The sequence below is a fragment of the Holdemanella porci genome (genome assembly GCF_019052655.1).
Classification (GTDB): domain Bacteria; phylum Bacillota_I; class Bacilli_A; order Erysipelotrichales; family Erysipelotrichaceae; genus Holdemanella; species Holdemanella hominis.
Genome location: NZ_JAHQVB010000007.1, coordinates 38,965 through 55,772, shown reverse-complemented (window position 1 = coordinate 55,772; position 16,808 = coordinate 38,965). Strand labels below are relative to the sequence as shown.

Annotated in this window: 17 protein-coding genes and 1 CRISPR repeat array; all 17 genes read left to right on the top strand. The window is 34.8% G+C overall.

Annotated features, from left to right (window positions below; translation table 11 throughout):
* Window positions 1-19 precede the first annotated feature (19 nt).
* A CRISPR array of direct repeats spans window positions 20-451; the repeat unit is 36 nt; unit sequence GTTTTGTTACCATATGAATTTTTGCTAGAACAGAAC.
* 805 nt (window positions 452-1,256) lie between these two features.
* The 17 genes from KTQ83_RS02685 to KTQ83_RS02610 all read left to right on the top strand — a co-directional run bounded on the left by KTQ83_RS02685 (window position 1,257) and on the right by KTQ83_RS02610 (window position 16,806).
* Window positions 1,257-1,952 carry a response regulator transcription factor gene (locus tag KTQ83_RS02685; RefSeq protein WP_244975740.1) on the top strand — a complete coding sequence of 232 codons (696 nt, stop codon included), beginning with the start codon at window positions 1,257-1,259 and terminating at the stop codon, window positions 1,950-1,952.
* Entirely contained in the window at window positions 1,949-2,938 is a 990-nt protein-coding gene (locus tag KTQ83_RS02680; protein ID WP_217256018.1) for a sensor histidine kinase, read from the top strand. Before KTQ83_RS02685 ends, KTQ83_RS02680 begins: the two co-directional genes overlap by 4 nt.
* Window positions 2,939-3,029: 91 nt before the next feature.
* Window positions 3,030-3,797, top strand: a complete 768-nt coding sequence (locus KTQ83_RS02675) for an ABC transporter ATP-binding protein (protein WP_217256017.1) — start codon at window positions 3,030-3,032, stop codon at window positions 3,795-3,797.
* A complete protein-coding gene (locus KTQ83_RS02670) occupies window positions 3,790-5,757 on the top strand; it encodes an ABC transporter permease (protein ID WP_217256016.1) in 1,968 nt (655 codons plus the stop codon). Before KTQ83_RS02675 ends, KTQ83_RS02670 begins: the two co-directional genes overlap by 8 nt.
* Window positions 5,758-5,864: 107 nt before the next feature.
* The gene (locus tag KTQ83_RS02665) at window positions 5,865-6,575 is read left to right on the top strand and encodes an AAA family ATPase (protein ID WP_217256015.1); all 711 of its coding nucleotides are present in this window, start codon (window positions 5,865-5,867) and stop codon (window positions 6,573-6,575) included.
* The gene (locus KTQ83_RS02660) at window positions 6,572-7,045 is read left to right on the top strand and encodes a 23S rRNA (pseudouridine(1915)-N(3))-methyltransferase RlmH (protein WP_186998332.1); all 474 of its coding nucleotides are present in this window, start codon (window positions 6,572-6,574) and stop codon (window positions 7,043-7,045) included. The genes KTQ83_RS02665 and KTQ83_RS02660 overlap by 4 nt, the downstream gene beginning before the upstream one ends.
* 105 nt (window positions 7,046-7,150) lie before the next feature.
* Window positions 7,151-8,335 carry a phosphoglycerate kinase gene (locus KTQ83_RS12210; protein ID WP_117926647.1) on the top strand — a complete coding sequence of 395 codons (1,185 nt, stop codon included), beginning with the start codon at window positions 7,151-7,153 and terminating at the stop codon, window positions 8,333-8,335.
* 18 nt (window positions 8,336-8,353) lie between these two features.
* Complete coding sequence (gene tpiA / locus KTQ83_RS12205; protein WP_003864374.1) at window positions 8,354-9,100, top strand: triose-phosphate isomerase; 747 nt, start codon at window positions 8,354-8,356, stop codon at window positions 9,098-9,100.
* Window positions 9,101-9,234: 134 nt separating this feature from the next.
* Window positions 9,235-10,500 carry a C40 family peptidase gene (locus tag KTQ83_RS02650; protein ID WP_217285020.1) on the top strand — a complete coding sequence of 422 codons (1,266 nt, stop codon included), beginning with the start codon at window positions 9,235-9,237 and terminating at the stop codon, window positions 10,498-10,500.
* Window positions 10,501-10,593: 93 nt separating this feature from the next.
* Window positions 10,594-11,109: a nitroreductase gene (locus KTQ83_RS02645; protein ID WP_117923911.1), complete on the top strand. Its 516-nt coding sequence runs from the start codon at window positions 10,594-10,596 to the stop codon at window positions 11,107-11,109.
* Entirely contained in the window at window positions 11,102-11,587 is a 486-nt protein-coding gene (gene ispF, locus KTQ83_RS02640; RefSeq protein WP_217256013.1) for a 2-C-methyl-D-erythritol 2,4-cyclodiphosphate synthase, read from the top strand. Before KTQ83_RS02645 ends, ispF begins: the two co-directional genes overlap by 8 nt.
* Entirely contained in the window at window positions 11,584-12,033 is a 450-nt protein-coding gene (dtd, locus tag KTQ83_RS02635) for a D-aminoacyl-tRNA deacylase (protein ID WP_117923915.1), read from the top strand. The genes ispF and dtd overlap by 4 nt, the downstream gene beginning before the upstream one ends.
* Entirely contained in the window at window positions 12,033-12,887 is an 855-nt protein-coding gene (folD, locus tag KTQ83_RS02630) for a bifunctional methylenetetrahydrofolate dehydrogenase/methenyltetrahydrofolate cyclohydrolase FolD (protein ID WP_217256012.1), read from the top strand. Before dtd ends, folD begins: the two co-directional genes overlap by 1 nt.
* Window positions 12,888-12,889: 2 nt before the next feature.
* Window positions 12,890-13,081, top strand: a complete 192-nt coding sequence (locus tag KTQ83_RS02625) for a DUF951 domain-containing protein (protein ID WP_117570826.1) — start codon at window positions 12,890-12,892, stop codon at window positions 13,079-13,081.
* An 18-nt stretch (window positions 13,082-13,099) separates the two neighbouring features.
* A complete protein-coding gene (gene ychF / locus KTQ83_RS02620) occupies window positions 13,100-14,203 on the top strand; it encodes a redox-regulated ATPase YchF (RefSeq protein ID WP_117570827.1) in 1,104 nt (367 codons plus the stop codon).
* On the top strand, window positions 14,196-14,837 hold the full coding sequence (locus tag KTQ83_RS02615; RefSeq protein WP_186998328.1) for a site-2 protease family protein: 642 nt from the start codon (window positions 14,196-14,198) through the stop codon (window positions 14,835-14,837). The genes ychF and KTQ83_RS02615 overlap by 8 nt, the downstream gene beginning before the upstream one ends.
* Window positions 14,838-14,997: 160 nt before the next feature.
* On the top strand, window positions 14,998-16,806 hold the full coding sequence (locus KTQ83_RS02610) for a Na/Pi cotransporter family protein (RefSeq protein WP_217256011.1): 1,809 nt from the start codon (window positions 14,998-15,000) through the stop codon (window positions 16,804-16,806).
* Window positions 16,807-16,808: the final 2 nt, after the last annotated feature.

The following is a 16,808-nucleotide window of genomic DNA, read 5'->3' as shown; positions in this document are numbered from 1 at the left end:
GCAAAGTCTGTCTTGTCTAGTTTTGTTACCATATGAATTTTTGCTAGAACAGAACTCATGTCTTTGATGTAATAGTTGAGTATATGTTTTGTTACCATATGAATTTTTGCTAGAACAGAACATAAACGCTTTGCAAAGTCTGTCTTATCAAGTTTTGTTACCATATGAATTTTTGCTAGAACAGAACCAAGACAAAACATTGATTGATATTTTGAACGTTTTGTTACCATATGAATTTTTGCTAGAACAGAACTTCAGATGCCGAAGTACACGATTGCTTATTGTTTTGTTACCATATGAATTTTTGCTAGAACAGAACAAAAACGAATCCGGTCAAACAGTGGACGAAGTTTTGTTACCATATGAATTTTTGCTAGAACAGAACAAAGGAGAGAAAGTTAAAGTCATGAAGATTGTTTTGTTACCATATGAATTTTTGCTAGAACAGAACCAACTGAAGGTGTCATGCAATATGGAAAGAGTTTTGTTACCATAAAGATTTTTGCTAGAATATCGTTTATTTCTCTTGTGTGACATTGACTACCGCATACTCACATATACCCTCTGTTCTCATTGTAAAACCCCAACCAACAAGGCCTGAGCTAATGATTTTTGTTTGTGTAGTCTTTTCTGCCGATTAGAGTTATGTTGTTTAAATGTACTTCTTGATCATTTAGAATGATAATATTGTTTTTAGTGATTTTGTGATTGAGTTTATTTCTTGTGAATTTTGTCTTGCTTTTATGATTGCCATATACAAAATAAATAGGGGGGCTACTTTAGTAAGTCTTCTGAGTTTCTTAAATAGGATTTCCATATCATATTTGTATGTGTATTCATCTACGAAGTCTTTGCCAAGTAGATAGAAATTTGGTGTTTGTGATTTCTTTTGTGGTTGTGATGTTGTAGGTGGTTTTATGGATGGTATACATATTCACAGAGCCAAAAGTAACGATGGATGTGGATATGGTAGCTGATACTATTATGCAGAATATTGGTTTTCTTTTCTTGAATACGATTAATAATACAAATTATGTATAGCTCACATAGCTTTATATGTACGCATATTTCAACAATTTAATAGTAATGCGATACAAATGGCGTATCGTATTTTTTGTTTAATGTATCCTTTAATACGTTGTTAATTAAATAACATAATCCGATTTCTAGAATGAGAATTCACATTTGAAGATAGATCATACTATCGCTTCCTCTTTGTTTTATCTTACAGCATTGTTAGAAAGATTTATTAGTTTATGCAGTATAATAAAGTGGGTGAGACTATGTATAAAATAATGATTGTAGAAGATGATGAACTCATCTCAAAAAAGTTAGAATCGTTTCTTAAATCTTGGAACTATGATGTTAATCGAGTTGTTGATTTTTATAATGTGATGGATGTATTTCAATCTTTCAATCCAGACTTAGTATTAATGGATATAACACTGCCTTATTTGAATGGATATTTGTGGACGGAAAAGATTCGTGAAGGATCCAAAGTTCCAATTATCTTTATTTCAAGTGCTACAGACAATATGAGTATTGTGATGGCTATCTCTAAGGGTGCGGATGATTTTGTATGTAAACCGTTTGATTTAAATGTTCTAGCTGCTAAAATTACGGCAATATTAAGACGTAGTTATGACTTTGTATCTAATCATAATATCCTTGAATATCAAGGTGTACGCTTTAATTTAGATGATAATACGGTATGTTTTCAATCTTCTCAAATTGAACTGAGTAAGAATGAGGCTAAGATCCTACGTTTACTTATGGAAAAGAAGGGGACGATTGTATCTCGAGATAGTTTAATGGAATATTTGTGGAAGACGGACTTTTATGTGGATGAAAATGCACTAAGTGTGAATGTGAATCGTTTGCGTAAAAAGTTAGAGAGTATTGGCATTGTGGATTTTATTCAAACAAAAAAAGGATTGGGATATAAGATATGAAGTTGTTTAGTCATTATTTAAAAGATCGACGTTTGTTTATAGTTATATATACTTTTAGTCTTTTTACATGTTATGTTGTATTTAAACTCTATAATTTAGAACTTGAAGCTTTTACATATGCCTTTATGATTTTATGTGTATTATTGGTGGTTTGTTTCTTTTGGGATTACTACAAATATTATAAGAAACACCAAACCTTAGTAACACTTCAATCCAATAGTAATGTTTCTTTGTCTTGTGATCTTCGAGATTTTTCATTGATGGGAGAAGATTATCATAAAATCTTAGTGGCTATGAAAGACAATCATGATGAGTATGTTATTTCTTCAGAAAACAAAATGCATGATCTAGAAGATTATTTTACGATGTGGGTACATCAGGCTAAGCTTCCCATTGCCGCTATGAAATTACTACTTGAAGATGAGGAATTGAGTCGTAATGAAATTAAGTTACAACTCTTACGTATGGATCAATATACAGATATGGTTTTAGCCTATTTACGCTTACATAGTACGCATACTGATTTCTTATTTAAAGAATTGGAGTTGGATGATTTGATTCGACAATCGATTCGTCGCTTTTCTACAGAATTTATTCGTAAACACATTCAGTTGAGTTTTAAAGAAACCGGGGATGTTATTTTGAGTGATGAAAAGTGGCTTGTGTTTGTGTTGGAACAAATTCTTTCGAATAGTCTTAAATATACCAATGAAAATGGTTTGATATCTATATATATGAAGTCTAAACATGTTTTAGTTATTGAAGATACGGGTATTGGTATTAGTGCAAGTGATCTAAGTCGTGTGTTTGAAAAAGGATATACAGGTATAAATGGACGTAGTGATAAAACGGCAAGTGGTTTAGGTCTATATTTATGTAAAAATATTTTAGATATGCTGAATCATAAAATAACGATTGAATCTAATGTAGGTAAGGGCACTCGAGTGATATTAGACCTTACGCATTTTGAAGGAAGAATTGAGTAATCTTACAATCTTGTAAGAATAGTGTTAGCTGAATCGATGGCTGCATTTTTGAATTCTTTGTAGAATTTTGGTGTACATGGAGGTAATGAATATGGCATTATTGGAAGTAAAAAATTTAAAAAAAGTATATACAACAAGATTTACACAGAATCAAGTACAGGCATTGACCAACGTAAACTTTAGTGTGAATAAAGGCGAATATGTCGCTATTATGGGTGAGTCTGGATCTGGTAAGACAACACTATTAAATATCTTGGCAGCTTTAGATAAACCAACAAGTGGACAAGTCTTATTACATGGTAAAGATATTACGCATATTTCAGAAAAAGAAATTGCGAACTTTCGAAGAGAACACTTGGGCTTTGTATTCCAAGATTTTAACTTATTAGATAATTTTAATAATCGCGATAATATTTTCTTGCCTTTGGTTTTAAGTAAGAAAAAATATCCAGAAATGAAAAAAAGATTGGATCCTATCGCAAAACAATTAGGGATTGAGGGTATTTTAGATAAGTTTCCATATGAAATTAGTGGTGGACAAAAGCAGCGTGTAGCTGTAGCTCGTGCTATCATCACAAATCCAGATCTAATCTTGGCCGATGAGCCAACGGGAGCTTTGGATTCAAAGAGTACAGAGGAACTTTTACATTTATTTGGAACAATCAATGCGAATCAACAAACAATCGTAATGGTTACTCATTCGACAAAGGCAGCAAGTCACGCTTCTCGCGTTCTGTTTATTAAGGATGGAATAATTTTCCATGAAATTTATAAGGGAAATAAGAATTTAGATCAGATGTACCAATGTATTAGTGATACGTTGACATTATTAGCTACAGGTGGTGTGCATCATGAGTAGAGCTTTCTATTTAAATTTAGCTGTAGATAATTTGAAGAAGAATGCGCGTACCATCATTCCTTATATATTAACGAGTGTCTTAACGACAATGATGTTGTATATGGTTGTTTCTTTGGCAAATAATCCACATTTAAATGAAATTGTAGGAGGAGCATCTATAAAGCAGTTATTAGGTTTTGGCACTGTGATTATTGAAATCTTTGCGTTTATTTTCTTGTTCTATACACATAGTTTCTTGATTAAAAGAAGACAAAAAGAATTCGCATTATTCTCTATATTGGGAATGGAAAAGAAACACTTAGCTCGAGTTTTGTTTTATGAAACATTAATAACTCTACTTGTTTCATTAATTTTAGGAATTGGATTAGGTGTTTTACTGGATAAAGCGATGTTTTTGGTTATCGCAAAAATGATTGGTGCAGATATTATACTCGGCTTCTACTTTTCTTTTATAGGTATGAGACAATGTGTTCTTGTGATTGGATTGATTTATGTATTGATCTATTTCTATTCTATGATTCGTATTCATATTTCAAGTCCGATTGAATTGCTTCATTCCGATCATATGGGTGAAAAAGAGCCTAAGGCCAAATGGTTTCTTTCCATTATTGGTATTCTTTGTCTAGGTATTGGATACTATTTATCAATTACTACTAAAAATCCTTTAAGCGCACTCTACGTCTTTTTTGTGGCTGTAGTACTTGTCATTATTGGAACGTATTTATTATTTACATCGATTTCGGTCACTTTCTTAAAATTAATGAAGAAAAACAAGAATTACTATTATAAGACGAATCACTTTATTAGTATTTCTGGCATGATGTATCGTATGAAACAAAATGCCGTAGGACTTGCGAATATTTGTATTCTTTCAACAATGGTTTTAGTCATGTTGTCGTCAACCCTTAGCATGTGGTCAAGTATTGATCGTGTTGTGGATTCACAATATCCAAGAGATTTTATTGGAACAGGATATGGGGAAGCTGCCAATATTGATTTTGATGAAATGAGTGAAGAATTGATTCGTATGGGCATTGTTCCAAAGAATCTTCTTGCGTATAAAGAGTTGGGTTATGCAGGATATTTAAAGAATGGCACTTTGATTACAGATTATCGTGATGAGGGAATTAATGCCGTAAATGAAATTCAAGAATTTTATTGTCTTCCATTAAAAGATATTCAAGATTATGAAAATATTAAGGGTTCTTTAAAGCCAAATGAAATCTATGTGTATTCCAATGTAGAAAAGGCTAAAGCGAAAACTTTATCTTTATTTGGAAAAGAATATGTTGTGAAGAAACAATTAGACCACTTGAAGATGGATGAAAGAAATCCCAATGTGACAGAGCATTATTATATTATTGTGGATTCAGAAAAGACTTTAGAAACGATGCAAGAAGATCAGACAAATGTGTATGGCGACGACGCGAGTACAATATATGCTAGTTATTCATTTGATTGTGATGCGAATGATCGTAGGGTTATTGAAAAATTAACTCAAAATGGAAATATAAATAATTTTATTTGGACAAATAAATCGGATCAGAAACAAGGTTTGATTGAATTATATGCAGGCATCTTATTTATTGGAATCTTCTTAAGCTTCTTATTTATCATGGCAACCATTCTGATTATGTACTACAAACAGATTACTGAAGGCTATGAAGATAAGGATCGTTTTGAAATTATGCAAAAAGTAGGTCTAGAACAAAGTGATGTAAAGAAGGCTATTCATTCACAAGTACTGACGGTATTCTTTATGCCATTACTTGTTGCAGGACTTCATGTTTGTTTTGCGTATCCAATGATTGAAAAGTTACTTCATTTGTTGTTTGTGAGCGATTCATGGCTTTATGTTCGAACAACATCTATGTGTTTTGTGGCTTTTGCCCTAGTCTACATTGTGATTTATGTATTAACTTCAAAAGTCTATTATGGAATTGTAAAAAGAAATGCTTAATTGGATATTGGGATTTATCTTGATTGGATTATGTATCTATATTTATTATGTAAATCATCATGGAATTTAGTACTCGAATAGAGTACTATTTTTTTTAGGTGATATATATGTTTATAAATGGATTTGACATCTTGTGGGATGAAATTGATGATTATGTGGCCGATATTAAAAGTATTCGAAGTATTGATCAATTCATGTTTAATAAGCCGGTCACTTTCTTTTGTGGAGAAAACGGAAGTGGTAAATCCACTTTATTAGAGGCTCTTGCGATTAAAAATGGATTGAATCCAGAAGGTGGAACAAGAAACTATAATTTTTCTACGTATGATTCGTATTCTAGATTGCATGAACATATGCGTTTGTGGCGTTCTAGAAAACCGGATTGGATGTATTTCTTGCGTGCAGAAAGCTTCTATAATGTCGCGACAAAAGAAATGGAGTATAGTGGTGTTTTGTCTGAAAGATATCATGATCAATCGCATGGTCAAAGTTTCTTTTCTGTATTGATGAAACAAACGAATAAAAATGGACTTTACTTTTTGGATGAACCGGAAGCGGCTTTATCTTGTCAGAATCAATTGGCATTATTATACTTGATTGAGGAATGTGTGAAACAAAATTGTCAATTTATCATTGCGACACATTCACCTATATTATTGGGTTTTCCCAATGCACAAATCTTATCATTTGATGAAGATAGGGTAGAAGAAGTGAATTATAAATCTACGTCTAGCTATCAAATAATGAAATTATTTTTGGATCGGTATGATTATTTTGTGAAAGATATTCAAGAGAATAATGATGGAGGGGTATTGTGATTAAATTAATTGCGATTGGTAAGAATAAAGATAAGGCTTTACAGTCTTTAGAGAAAGAATATATGAAGCGTTTGTCGGCATTTTGTAAGTTTAGCGAAATCGAAGTCAAGGATGAAGCAAATGAACATGTTTCTAGAGAAGCTGAAGTCTTATTGGTGAAAGAAAAAGAGGGAAATCGTGTTCTAGAAAAATTATCAGATCAAGATTTTGTGGTATTGCTTGATCTTCATGGAAAGATGATTGATTCTGAGTCGTTTGCGAAAAATTTGGATATGTGGCAAATGAAGTATTCAAATATTGTCTTTGTGATTGCGGGAAGTCTTGGACCAAGTGAAAAATTAGTTTCTAGAGCGAATTATCGTTGGAAATTATCGGATCTAACTTTTACGCATTTAATGACCCGTGTCTTGATGTTGGAACAGATTTATCGTGGTTTTATGATCAATAATGGTCGTAATTACCACAAGTAAGTGATGTAAGCGCTTTTTGTGAAATATTTTACTTGTGAAAAACTAGTCAATCAATTTATGTAGTGATATAATGGATGTGCAAAAATGACAGTAGGAGGAATATACATGACAAAGAGAACTGTTAAAGACCTTGATGTAGCTGGAAAAAAGGTCATCGTACGTTGTGATTTTAACGTGCCAAGAAAAGATGGTGTTATCACTGATGATAACCGTATCGTAATGGCTTTACCTACAATTAAATATTTAGTAGAAAACAAAGCTAGAGTTATTTTGATGTCTCACTTAGGAAAAGTTAAGACTGAAGAAGACAAAGCTAAAAACAACTTGGAATGCGTAGCCGTGCGTTTACAAGAATTGTTACCAGATGTAAAAGTAACTTTCTGCCCAGTAACTCGTGGTGAAGAATTAGAAAACGCTGTAAATGCATTAGCTGATGGTGAAATCGTATTAATGCAAAATACTCGTTATGAAAAAGGCGAAAGTAAAAACGATCCTGAATTAGGTGCATATTGGGCTAGTTTAGGTGAAGTATTCGTTGAAGATGCATTCGGATCTGTTCACCGTGCTCACGCTTCTACTGTAGGTATCCCTACAAACATTAAAGAAAACGGATTAGGATTCTTAGTTGAAAAAGAAGTTACAATGTTAGGAAAAGCTGTTGATGAACCAGCTCACCCATTTGTAGCTATCATTGGTGGATCTAAAGTATCTAGTAAGATTGATGTTGTTGACAACTTATTGAAAAAAGCTGACAAAGTTATCATCGGTGGTGGAATGGCTTATACATTCTCTAAAGCTGTTGGTGGTTCAATCGGTACTTCATTAGTTGAAGATGACAAATTGGATTTGGCAAAAGAATATTTAGAAAAAGCTGGAGACAAATTAGTTCTTCCTGTAGATAACGTAATCGCTGATGCATTCAGTGAAGAAGCTAACACTAGTGTTGCTGATGCTGGACAAATTCCTGATGGATGGATGGGATTAGATATTGGTCCTAAATCTGTTGAATTGTTCAAAGAAACTTTAGCTGGTGCTAAAACTGTAGTATGGAATGGACCTATGGGTGTATTCGAAATGCCTAAATTCGCTAAAGGTACTGAAGAAGTATGTAAAGCTATCTCTGAATTACCAGAAGCTATTACAGTAATCGGTGGTGGAGACTCTGCTGCTGCTGCAAAACAATTAGGATATGCAGACAAATTCTCTCACGTTTCAACTGGTGGTGGAGCTAGTTTGGAATATATGGAAGGTAAAACATTACCTGGTATCGCTATTATCAGCGAAAAGTAATAAGGAGATGTACTTAAGATGAGAAAACCTATTATCGTTGGAAACTGGAAAATGAACAAAAACAACGCTGAAACAAAAGCTTTCTTCGAAGCTGTTGATGGTGTTGCTGCTAGCGAAAATGCTACTTATGGAATTGGATGTCCATTTACTGATTTAAGAACTGCATTGGATCACGCTAAAAACTTAGTTGTAGCTGCTGAAAACTGCCACTTTGAAGATAGTGGAGCTTTCACTGGTGAAGTTAGTGTTCCTATGTTAGAAGAAATGGGAGTTAAATACTGCATTATCGGTCACTCAGAACGTCGTGAAATGTTCGGTGATACTGATGAAACAGTAAACAAAAAAGCAAAACGTTTAATTAAAGCTGGAATCACTCCAATCTTATGTGTTGGTGAAACAGAAGCTGATTACGATGCTGGAAACTCAGAAAAAGTAATTCGTGAAGAATTAGCTGGTTCTTTAGCTGACTTATGTCCAAAATGTGTTGGTGAAATGGTAATTGCTTACGAACCAATCTGGGCTATCGGAACTGGAAAATCTGCTTCAGTTGAAATTGCTGAAAACTGCTGTAAGATCGTACGTGACCAAGTTAAGGTTATGTATGGTGAAGAAGCTGCTGAAAAAGTACGTATCCAATATGGTGGAAGTGTTAAACCTAATAACATCGTTGAATATATGGCTCAACCAGATATTGATGGTGCATTAATTGGTGGTGCTAGTTTGAAAGAAGATAGCTTCACAGAAATCATTGAAAAAACAAAATAATTAATGATAATTTAGGCCTCAAACGAGGCCTTTTCTTTTGACAGATGCTAACCAAAAAAATAATTTAGGGTTGTTTGTGAGGTGGTTTCGTGGTAAACTAGTCATGAACTATTTTAAATAGGGGGTAGAATAAAATGAACTTTGTAGAAAATAATGGTAAAAAAGTTGCAGCGATTTTATGTGTAGCATCTGCTTTCCCTGTTGTGGCAACAGTAGTTGCAGCTAAGGAAGAACCAGGATGGCATGGTGATCGCTATGTCAATGAAGATAAAACTGTGGCAAAAGGATGGCAAGAAATCGAAGGAAAATCTTACTATTTTTCAGAAGATGGAACAGTAAATTCTTCAAAGACTGAAGAAGCAACAACAGCTAGCGTTTCAAGTAACATTACAGGGGAAGTGAAAGAAACAGTGGCAACAGCTAGTCAAGAAGCTGTAAAAGAAGAAACAGAACAAAAAGCCGCAGAAGTAGTTGAAACTCCGGTAACTACAACTGAAACTCCAGCAGAAACACCTGCTCCTGAACAGACTGAGACTCCAGCTCCTGAGCAAAATGTAACACCTGCTCCAGAACAGACTGAGACTCCAGCTCCAGAGCAAAATGTAACACCTGCTCCAGAACAAACTGAGACTCCAGCTCCTGAGCAAAATGTAACACCTGCTCCAGAACAAACTGAGACTCCAGCTCCAGAGCAAAATGTAGCACCTGCTCCAGAACAGACTGAGACTCCAGCTCCAGAGCAAAATGTAGCACCTGCTCCAGAACAGACTGAGACTCCAGCTCCAGAGCAAAATGTAACACCTGCTCCAGAACAGACTGAGACTCCAGCTCCAGAGCAAAATGTAACACCTGCTCCAGAACAAACTGAGACTCCAGCTCCAGAGCAAAATGTAGCACCTGCTCCAGAACAGACTGAGACTCCAGCTCCAGAGCAAAATGTAGCACCTGCTCCAGAACAGACTGAGACTCCAGCTCCAGAGCAAAATGTAACACCTGCTCCAGAACAGACAACTCCAGCACCAGAAGTACAAGCTCCTGCAGAAACACCAGCAACTAGTACTTTAGGGCAAAGAATTGCTGCTGAAGCACAAAAATTAGTAGGTGTAACTGATGGATTATGGTGTACACAAGTTGTACAACAAGCTTTGGCAAATGCCGGTGTAAGCGATGCTTATCAATTATGGCCAGATCAATACGCAGGTCAATATGGATACTACACTAACGATCCTCAAGTAGGTGACTTATTGTACTATAACAATGGTGGACGTGGTGTTGACCACATCGCTATCTATATTGGAAATGGACAAGCTGTTCATGGAAACTACGAAGGTAAGACTGTAATTGCTAGTGCATATTTAAGCACAGCAGCATCTCCACAATTTATTCGTGTTGTTAGATAATTTTAAACTTTTAGCTTGGCTTTTAGCCAGGCTTTTTTTGTATAATAAGATTTTGTATTGTATAATATGAGGTGGTTTTGGAGGCAAAATATTATGAATGAAGCATATAAAAATCTTGTAGAGAGAAGAAGTGTAAGAAAATATAATAACAAAAAGGTGAGTCATGATTTGGTTGAAAAAATTATTTATGCCGGGCAATGTGCACCTAGTGGCATGAATCGTCAAATCTTTGCCTTTGTCGCTGTTGAGGATGAAGAATTAGTAAAAGAATTATCTAAAAAGAATGCAGAGGTTATGAATTCATCGGCAGACCCGTTTTATGGCGCAAAAAGTTTGATTATTGTCTTCGCGGATACTCATGCACCTACATATTTATACGATGGAGCTTTGGCTATGGGGAATTTAATGAATGCTGCAAATGCCTTAGGTGTTGATTCATGTTGGATCCACCGTGCTAAAGAAGTGTTTGAAACTGAATATGGTAAAGAATTAAAAGACAAATGGGGAATACCAGAATCTTATGAAGGTATTGGACATTGTATTTTAGGCTATAGAAACGAAGAGCTTAAAAATCGCGCTGAAAGAACGTCTAAGGTGGTTTATGCATAATATACGTATTGGACAGGCGGTAGATATTCATCAGCTTGTAGAGGGTCGTAAACTTATTTTGGGCGGTGTTGAAATTGAACATTCTAAAGGACTTTTAGGACATTCGGATGCCGATGTTTTAACACATGCGATTGGCGAAAGTATTTTAGGAGCTCTTGCACTAGGTGATTTAGGAAAACATTTTCCGGATACAGATCCTAAATATAAAGATGCGAACAGTCTTGTTTTATTAGGACATATCTATGATATGATGGATGAAATGGGATATCAGATTGGTAATGTAGATGCGACTATTTTGGCCGAAAGACCTAAAATGGTACCACACATTATTTCTATGCGAACGAATATTTCAAATGCATTGCATTGTGATATAGAAGATGTTTCAATTAAGGCTACGCGTGGAGAAAAACTTGGCTTTGTAGGAAATGAAGAGGGCATTGTAAGCCTTAGTGTTTGTATATTGGAGAAAAAAGGATGAGAGTAGTAATTCAAAGGGCAAAGAACGCAAAATGTACGATAGATGGTCAAATAACAGGTCAAATTGATTATGGATATTGTATTTTTGTAGGATTCAATAATGAAGATACAAATGAAATTATTGATAAAATGATTCATAAGATTTTATTCTTGCGAATTTTTGAAGATGAAAACGGGAAGATGAATAAATCCATTCAAGACGTAGAAGGAAGTATTCTTTCTATTTCTCAATTTACCTTATATGCGGATTGTAAAAAGGGGAATCGCCCAAGTTTTACAAATGCAGGTAAGCCAGATTTAGCTACAACATTGTATGATCAATTCAATCAGAAACTACAAGAACAAGGTATGCACGTTGAAACAGGTATTTTTGGTGCTGATATGAAGATTGAATTATTGAATGATGGTCCAGTAACAATTGTATTGGATTCAAAGGAGTTATTTTAATGGAAATTATATATGGAAATACACTTGCGGATCGAATCAAGGCGGATATGAAACAAAAAATTGATGATATCCGTGCAGAAGGGGCAAGGCTACCATTATTAAGTGTTGTACTTGTTGGAAATAATCCCGCAAGTATGTCTTATGTTCGTGGTAAAGAAAAGGCTTGTTCTTCTATTGGGATGCTTCAAAGAACAATTCGTCTAGACGAAAATGTATCGCAAAAAGAATTAAATGATGTGATTATGAGTTTGAACCTAGATTCTGAAGTCGATGGTATTTTAGTGCAAATGCCTTTACCTTCGCATTTGGATGAAACAGCAGCCTTAGAATTGATTGATCCACAAAAAGATGTAGATGGCTTACACCCCATGAATGCTGGTTGTTTACTTACGAATCGTCCAGGATTTATTCCTTGTACGCCACAAGGTGTTATGGCTATGTTAGATTCCATTGGATGTAAAGATTTATCTGGTAAACGTGCTGTGGTCTGTGGAAGAAGTAACCTTGTAGGCAAACCAATTGCGCTGTTGCTTCAAAATCGGAATGCGACAGTGACAATCGTTCATTCAAAGACACCGGATATTGAAAAGATTGCTTCACAAGCCGACATTTTAATTGTTGCGATGGGTGTTGCTCAAATGGTCAATGAAAATTGGGTAAAAGAAGGAGCTGTCGTTATTGATGTAGGTATCAATCGTGTCAATGGAAAACTTGTAGGGGATTGTGACTTTGAATCGGTTGCAAAAAAGGCAAGTTATGCAAGTCCAGTGCCAAAAGGTGTTGGTCCAATGACGGTTTGTATGTTATTATCGAATACGCTGGATGCATATCATATGCATGTGCAAGGAGAATAATTATGGAATATGGATTAAATGATATTGTAGAAATGAAAAAAGAGCATCCTTGTCATAAGTCCAATGAATGGAAAATTATTCGTATGGGTGCTGATATTCGCATTAAATGTTTAGGTTGTGGAGCCAGTGTTTTAATGCCTAGACAAAAATTTGAAAAGAAATTAAAAAAAGTAATTCGACATGAAGAAGAATAGAGAGGATGTATTGAATTTATGCCATTAACTGCAGGAATCGTTGGTCTTCCAAACGTAGGAAAGTCAACTTTATTTAACGCTATCACGAAATCACAGGTAGAAGCCGCAAACTATCCATTTGCGACAATTCAGCCCAATGTAGGCGTTGTAGAAGTACCAGACTATCGTATTGATCGCTTAGTTGAAATCTTCAATCCAAAAAAAACAATCTATACAACATTTGAATTTACAGATATTGCGGGATTAGTTAAGGGAGCAAGTCAAGGTGAAGGGCTTGGTAACCAATTCTTATCAAACATTCGTTTAACAGATGCGATTTGTCACGTAGTTCGTTGTTTTGATAATCCAGATATAACACACGTTGAAAATAGTGTAGATCCAATTCGTGATATTGAAATTATTAATCTAGAATTAACTTTAGCGGATCTTCAGACAATTGAAAATCGTAGAAGTAAAATCGAACGTAAGGCTAAGACAAACAAGGATAAAGAATCATTGGATGAATTGGCTTTATTAGATCGTTTACAACCAATCTTAGAAGAAGGAAAACCAGCTCGTTCATTAGAATTGAATGAAGATGAACAAATCTTGATGAAAGGCTATAACTTATTGACAGCTAAACCTATGATCTATGTTGCCAACTTAGATGATGAAGGTATCATGGATCCAGATTCATGTGCTTACTATAATCAAGTAAAAGAATATGCACAAAGCCAGAATAACCAGGTTGTTGCCTTATGTGCGCAAATGGAAGAAGAATTGTCTGGTTTAGATAAAGAAGAAAAAGATGCTTTCTTAGAAGAATTAGGTGTTGAAACATCTGGTTTGGATCAATTGATTCAAAAGGCTTATGCCGTATTGGATTTATGTACATTCTTAACGGCTGGAGAAGATGAATGTCGTGCATGGACATTTAAAAAAGGCATGAAAGCACCGGATTGTGCAGGTGTTATCCACACAGATTTCAAGAAGGGATTTATTCGTGCTGAAGTATATCGTTTTGAAGATATCGATGAATTGGGTAGCGAATTAGCTATTAAAGAAGCAGGACGCTTACGCCTAGAAGGAAAGGATTATGTCGTTCAAGATGGCGATGTAATGCACTTTAGATTTAATGTTTAATTTATCAAATATTATTTATCTTGTCATTGCCGTTGTTCTTTCCATGTCGATTCATGAAATGGCACATGGACTTGTGTCCTATTGGATGGGAGATCCTACGGCTAAGATGGAAGGTAGATTGAGCTTAAATCCTTTTAAACACGTTGACTGGATTGGACTTGTCTGTCTATTAGTATGTGGATTTGGCTGGGCAAAACCAGTACCCGTGGATGCACGTTACTACAAAGATGCGAAGACAGGAATCATATGGACAAGTTTTGCGGGTCCAATCGCAAACTTTCTATTAAGTTTTATTTGTGTATTCTTATTTTATGCACTCTATAAATTTGCTCCATATTTTATGATGTCTAGTGTAGGATATTTGATATCGAATACATTGACATATACAGGATTGATTTCAACTGGATTTGGCATTTTTAACTTGATTCCAGTACCACCATTAGATGGCTCAAAAGTATTGTTTTCGTTTTTACCCGATGATAAATACTATAAATTTATTGATGGTGCACCATGGATGAATCTATTATTTATCTCACTGATTTTTTCAGGTTTATTAGATTATCCGTTGGGTATGTTACGTTCAAATATGATTCAATTTTTTGAGATGATCGCAAAGATGATTTTAGGCTTCTAAAGTCATCTTTTTTTTTAGCGTTTTCAGAAAAAAAACTTCATTTTACAGAAAATTAACACAAATTTAATATTGTTTTGACATTGTTTTTATTGCATAATAAAGACGTTGCAATTTGCGTAAAAATTGAAAATTAAATATTCATTTTATAAAGGAGTTCAAGATGGAAATAGTTACAATGGTCTTATCCCTATTAGGAGGCATTGCGTTATTTTTGTTCGGTATGTCATTAATGGGCGATGGGCTAAAAAGCGTAGCCGGTAACAAGTTAGAAGCATTCTTGTACAAGATGACAAACACAAGCTTAAAAGGTGTTGCCTTAGGTGCAGGTGTTACTTCTGTTATTCAGTCTAGTAGTGCTACGACAGTAATGGTCATTGGTTTTGTTAACTCAGGTATGATGAAACTAAGACAAGCTATCGGTATTATCATGGGTGCTAATATTGGTACAAGTATTACCGGTTGGATATTGTGTTTATCTTATGTAGGTGGTTCTAGTGGGATCGCAAGCTTATTTTCAACAGTTACGATCACAACGTTGTTTGCGTTTATTGGTATTTGTTTAAAGACATTTGGAAAACGTACTACACATAAAAATGTTGGAAATATCATGCTTGGTTTTGCGATTTTAATGACAGGTATGCAACAAATGAGCGGAGCCGTTTCTCCTTTAAGAACAAACGAAACATTCATTAGTATGCTTACAATGTTCTCAAATCCAGTAATGGGTATTCTAGTAGGTATTTTGTTTACTGCTGTTTTACAAAGTGCTAGTGCAGCGGTTGGTATCTTACAAGCACTATCTATGACAGGCTCATTGACATTTGCGGCAGCCTTTCCAATTAACTTAGGAATTGGTATTGGTGCTGCATGTCCTGTGTTGATTTCTGCCTTAAGCGCAAATAAAAATGGTAAACGTACCGCATTAGAATATTTGATCAACGACTTATTTGGTATGATTATCTGGTCAATTCTATTCTATGGTTCAAATATATTTATGCAGTATAGCTTTGTGAATGAAGTTATGTCTCCAGTAAATATCGCATTAATGAATACAGCTATTCGTTGTGGAAATGTATTAGTTTTATTCTGGTTTATTCCCCAAATTGAAAAATTATTGATGCGTATTGTCAAAGACAGTCCAGAAGATCTAGAAGAACAAGCTGACTTTGATTTACTAGAAGAACGTTTGATTCCGTATCCTGCTTTGGCGATTGCACAATGTCATCGTGTCATGAATGGTATGGCTAAAAAGGTGCGTAATAACGTGAATCGTTCAATGAACTTGATAAATGAGTTTAAACCAGAAAAATATGATAAAGTACATCGTAAAGAAAATTTGATTGATAAATATGAAGCACGTTTAGGCTCTTATTTAATGCAGCTGACAAAACAAGCATTAAATACAGAGCAAACTCGACAAGCTTCTTTATATCTTCATACAATTAGTGACTTTGAAAGAATTGGGGATCACGCTGCAGATATTGCCGAGATGTCAAAGAGTATCAATGAAAATCGTATGGAAATGTCAAATGCCGCTATGGATGAGTTAAACCTTGTTGTGGAGGCCGTTCGTGAATCAATGAATATGACATATCATGCTTATTTAGAAGATGATTTAGCTTTGGCTCGACGCGTATCTCCATTAGGAATTGTCATTCGTGGACTTTGTGATGAAATGAAATTGTGTCACGTTGAACGTTTATCACAAGGAAACTGTGGTCTTGAAGAAGGTACAGTATTCAATGATTTATTAAATAGTTTAAACCGTATCGCCACACACTGTGCAAGTAGTATGGTGGCTTTGATTAAGATTCGTGAAAAAGATACAGATATTCATATTCACGATTCCAGAGTATATGCGATTGAAGGTGACGATTATAAAACAACATTGGCTGAGTACCGTGAAAAATATGATCTTGGACAAAGAGAAGGTCGTATTGTTAGTATGGAAGATGAACAAGTTGAATAATG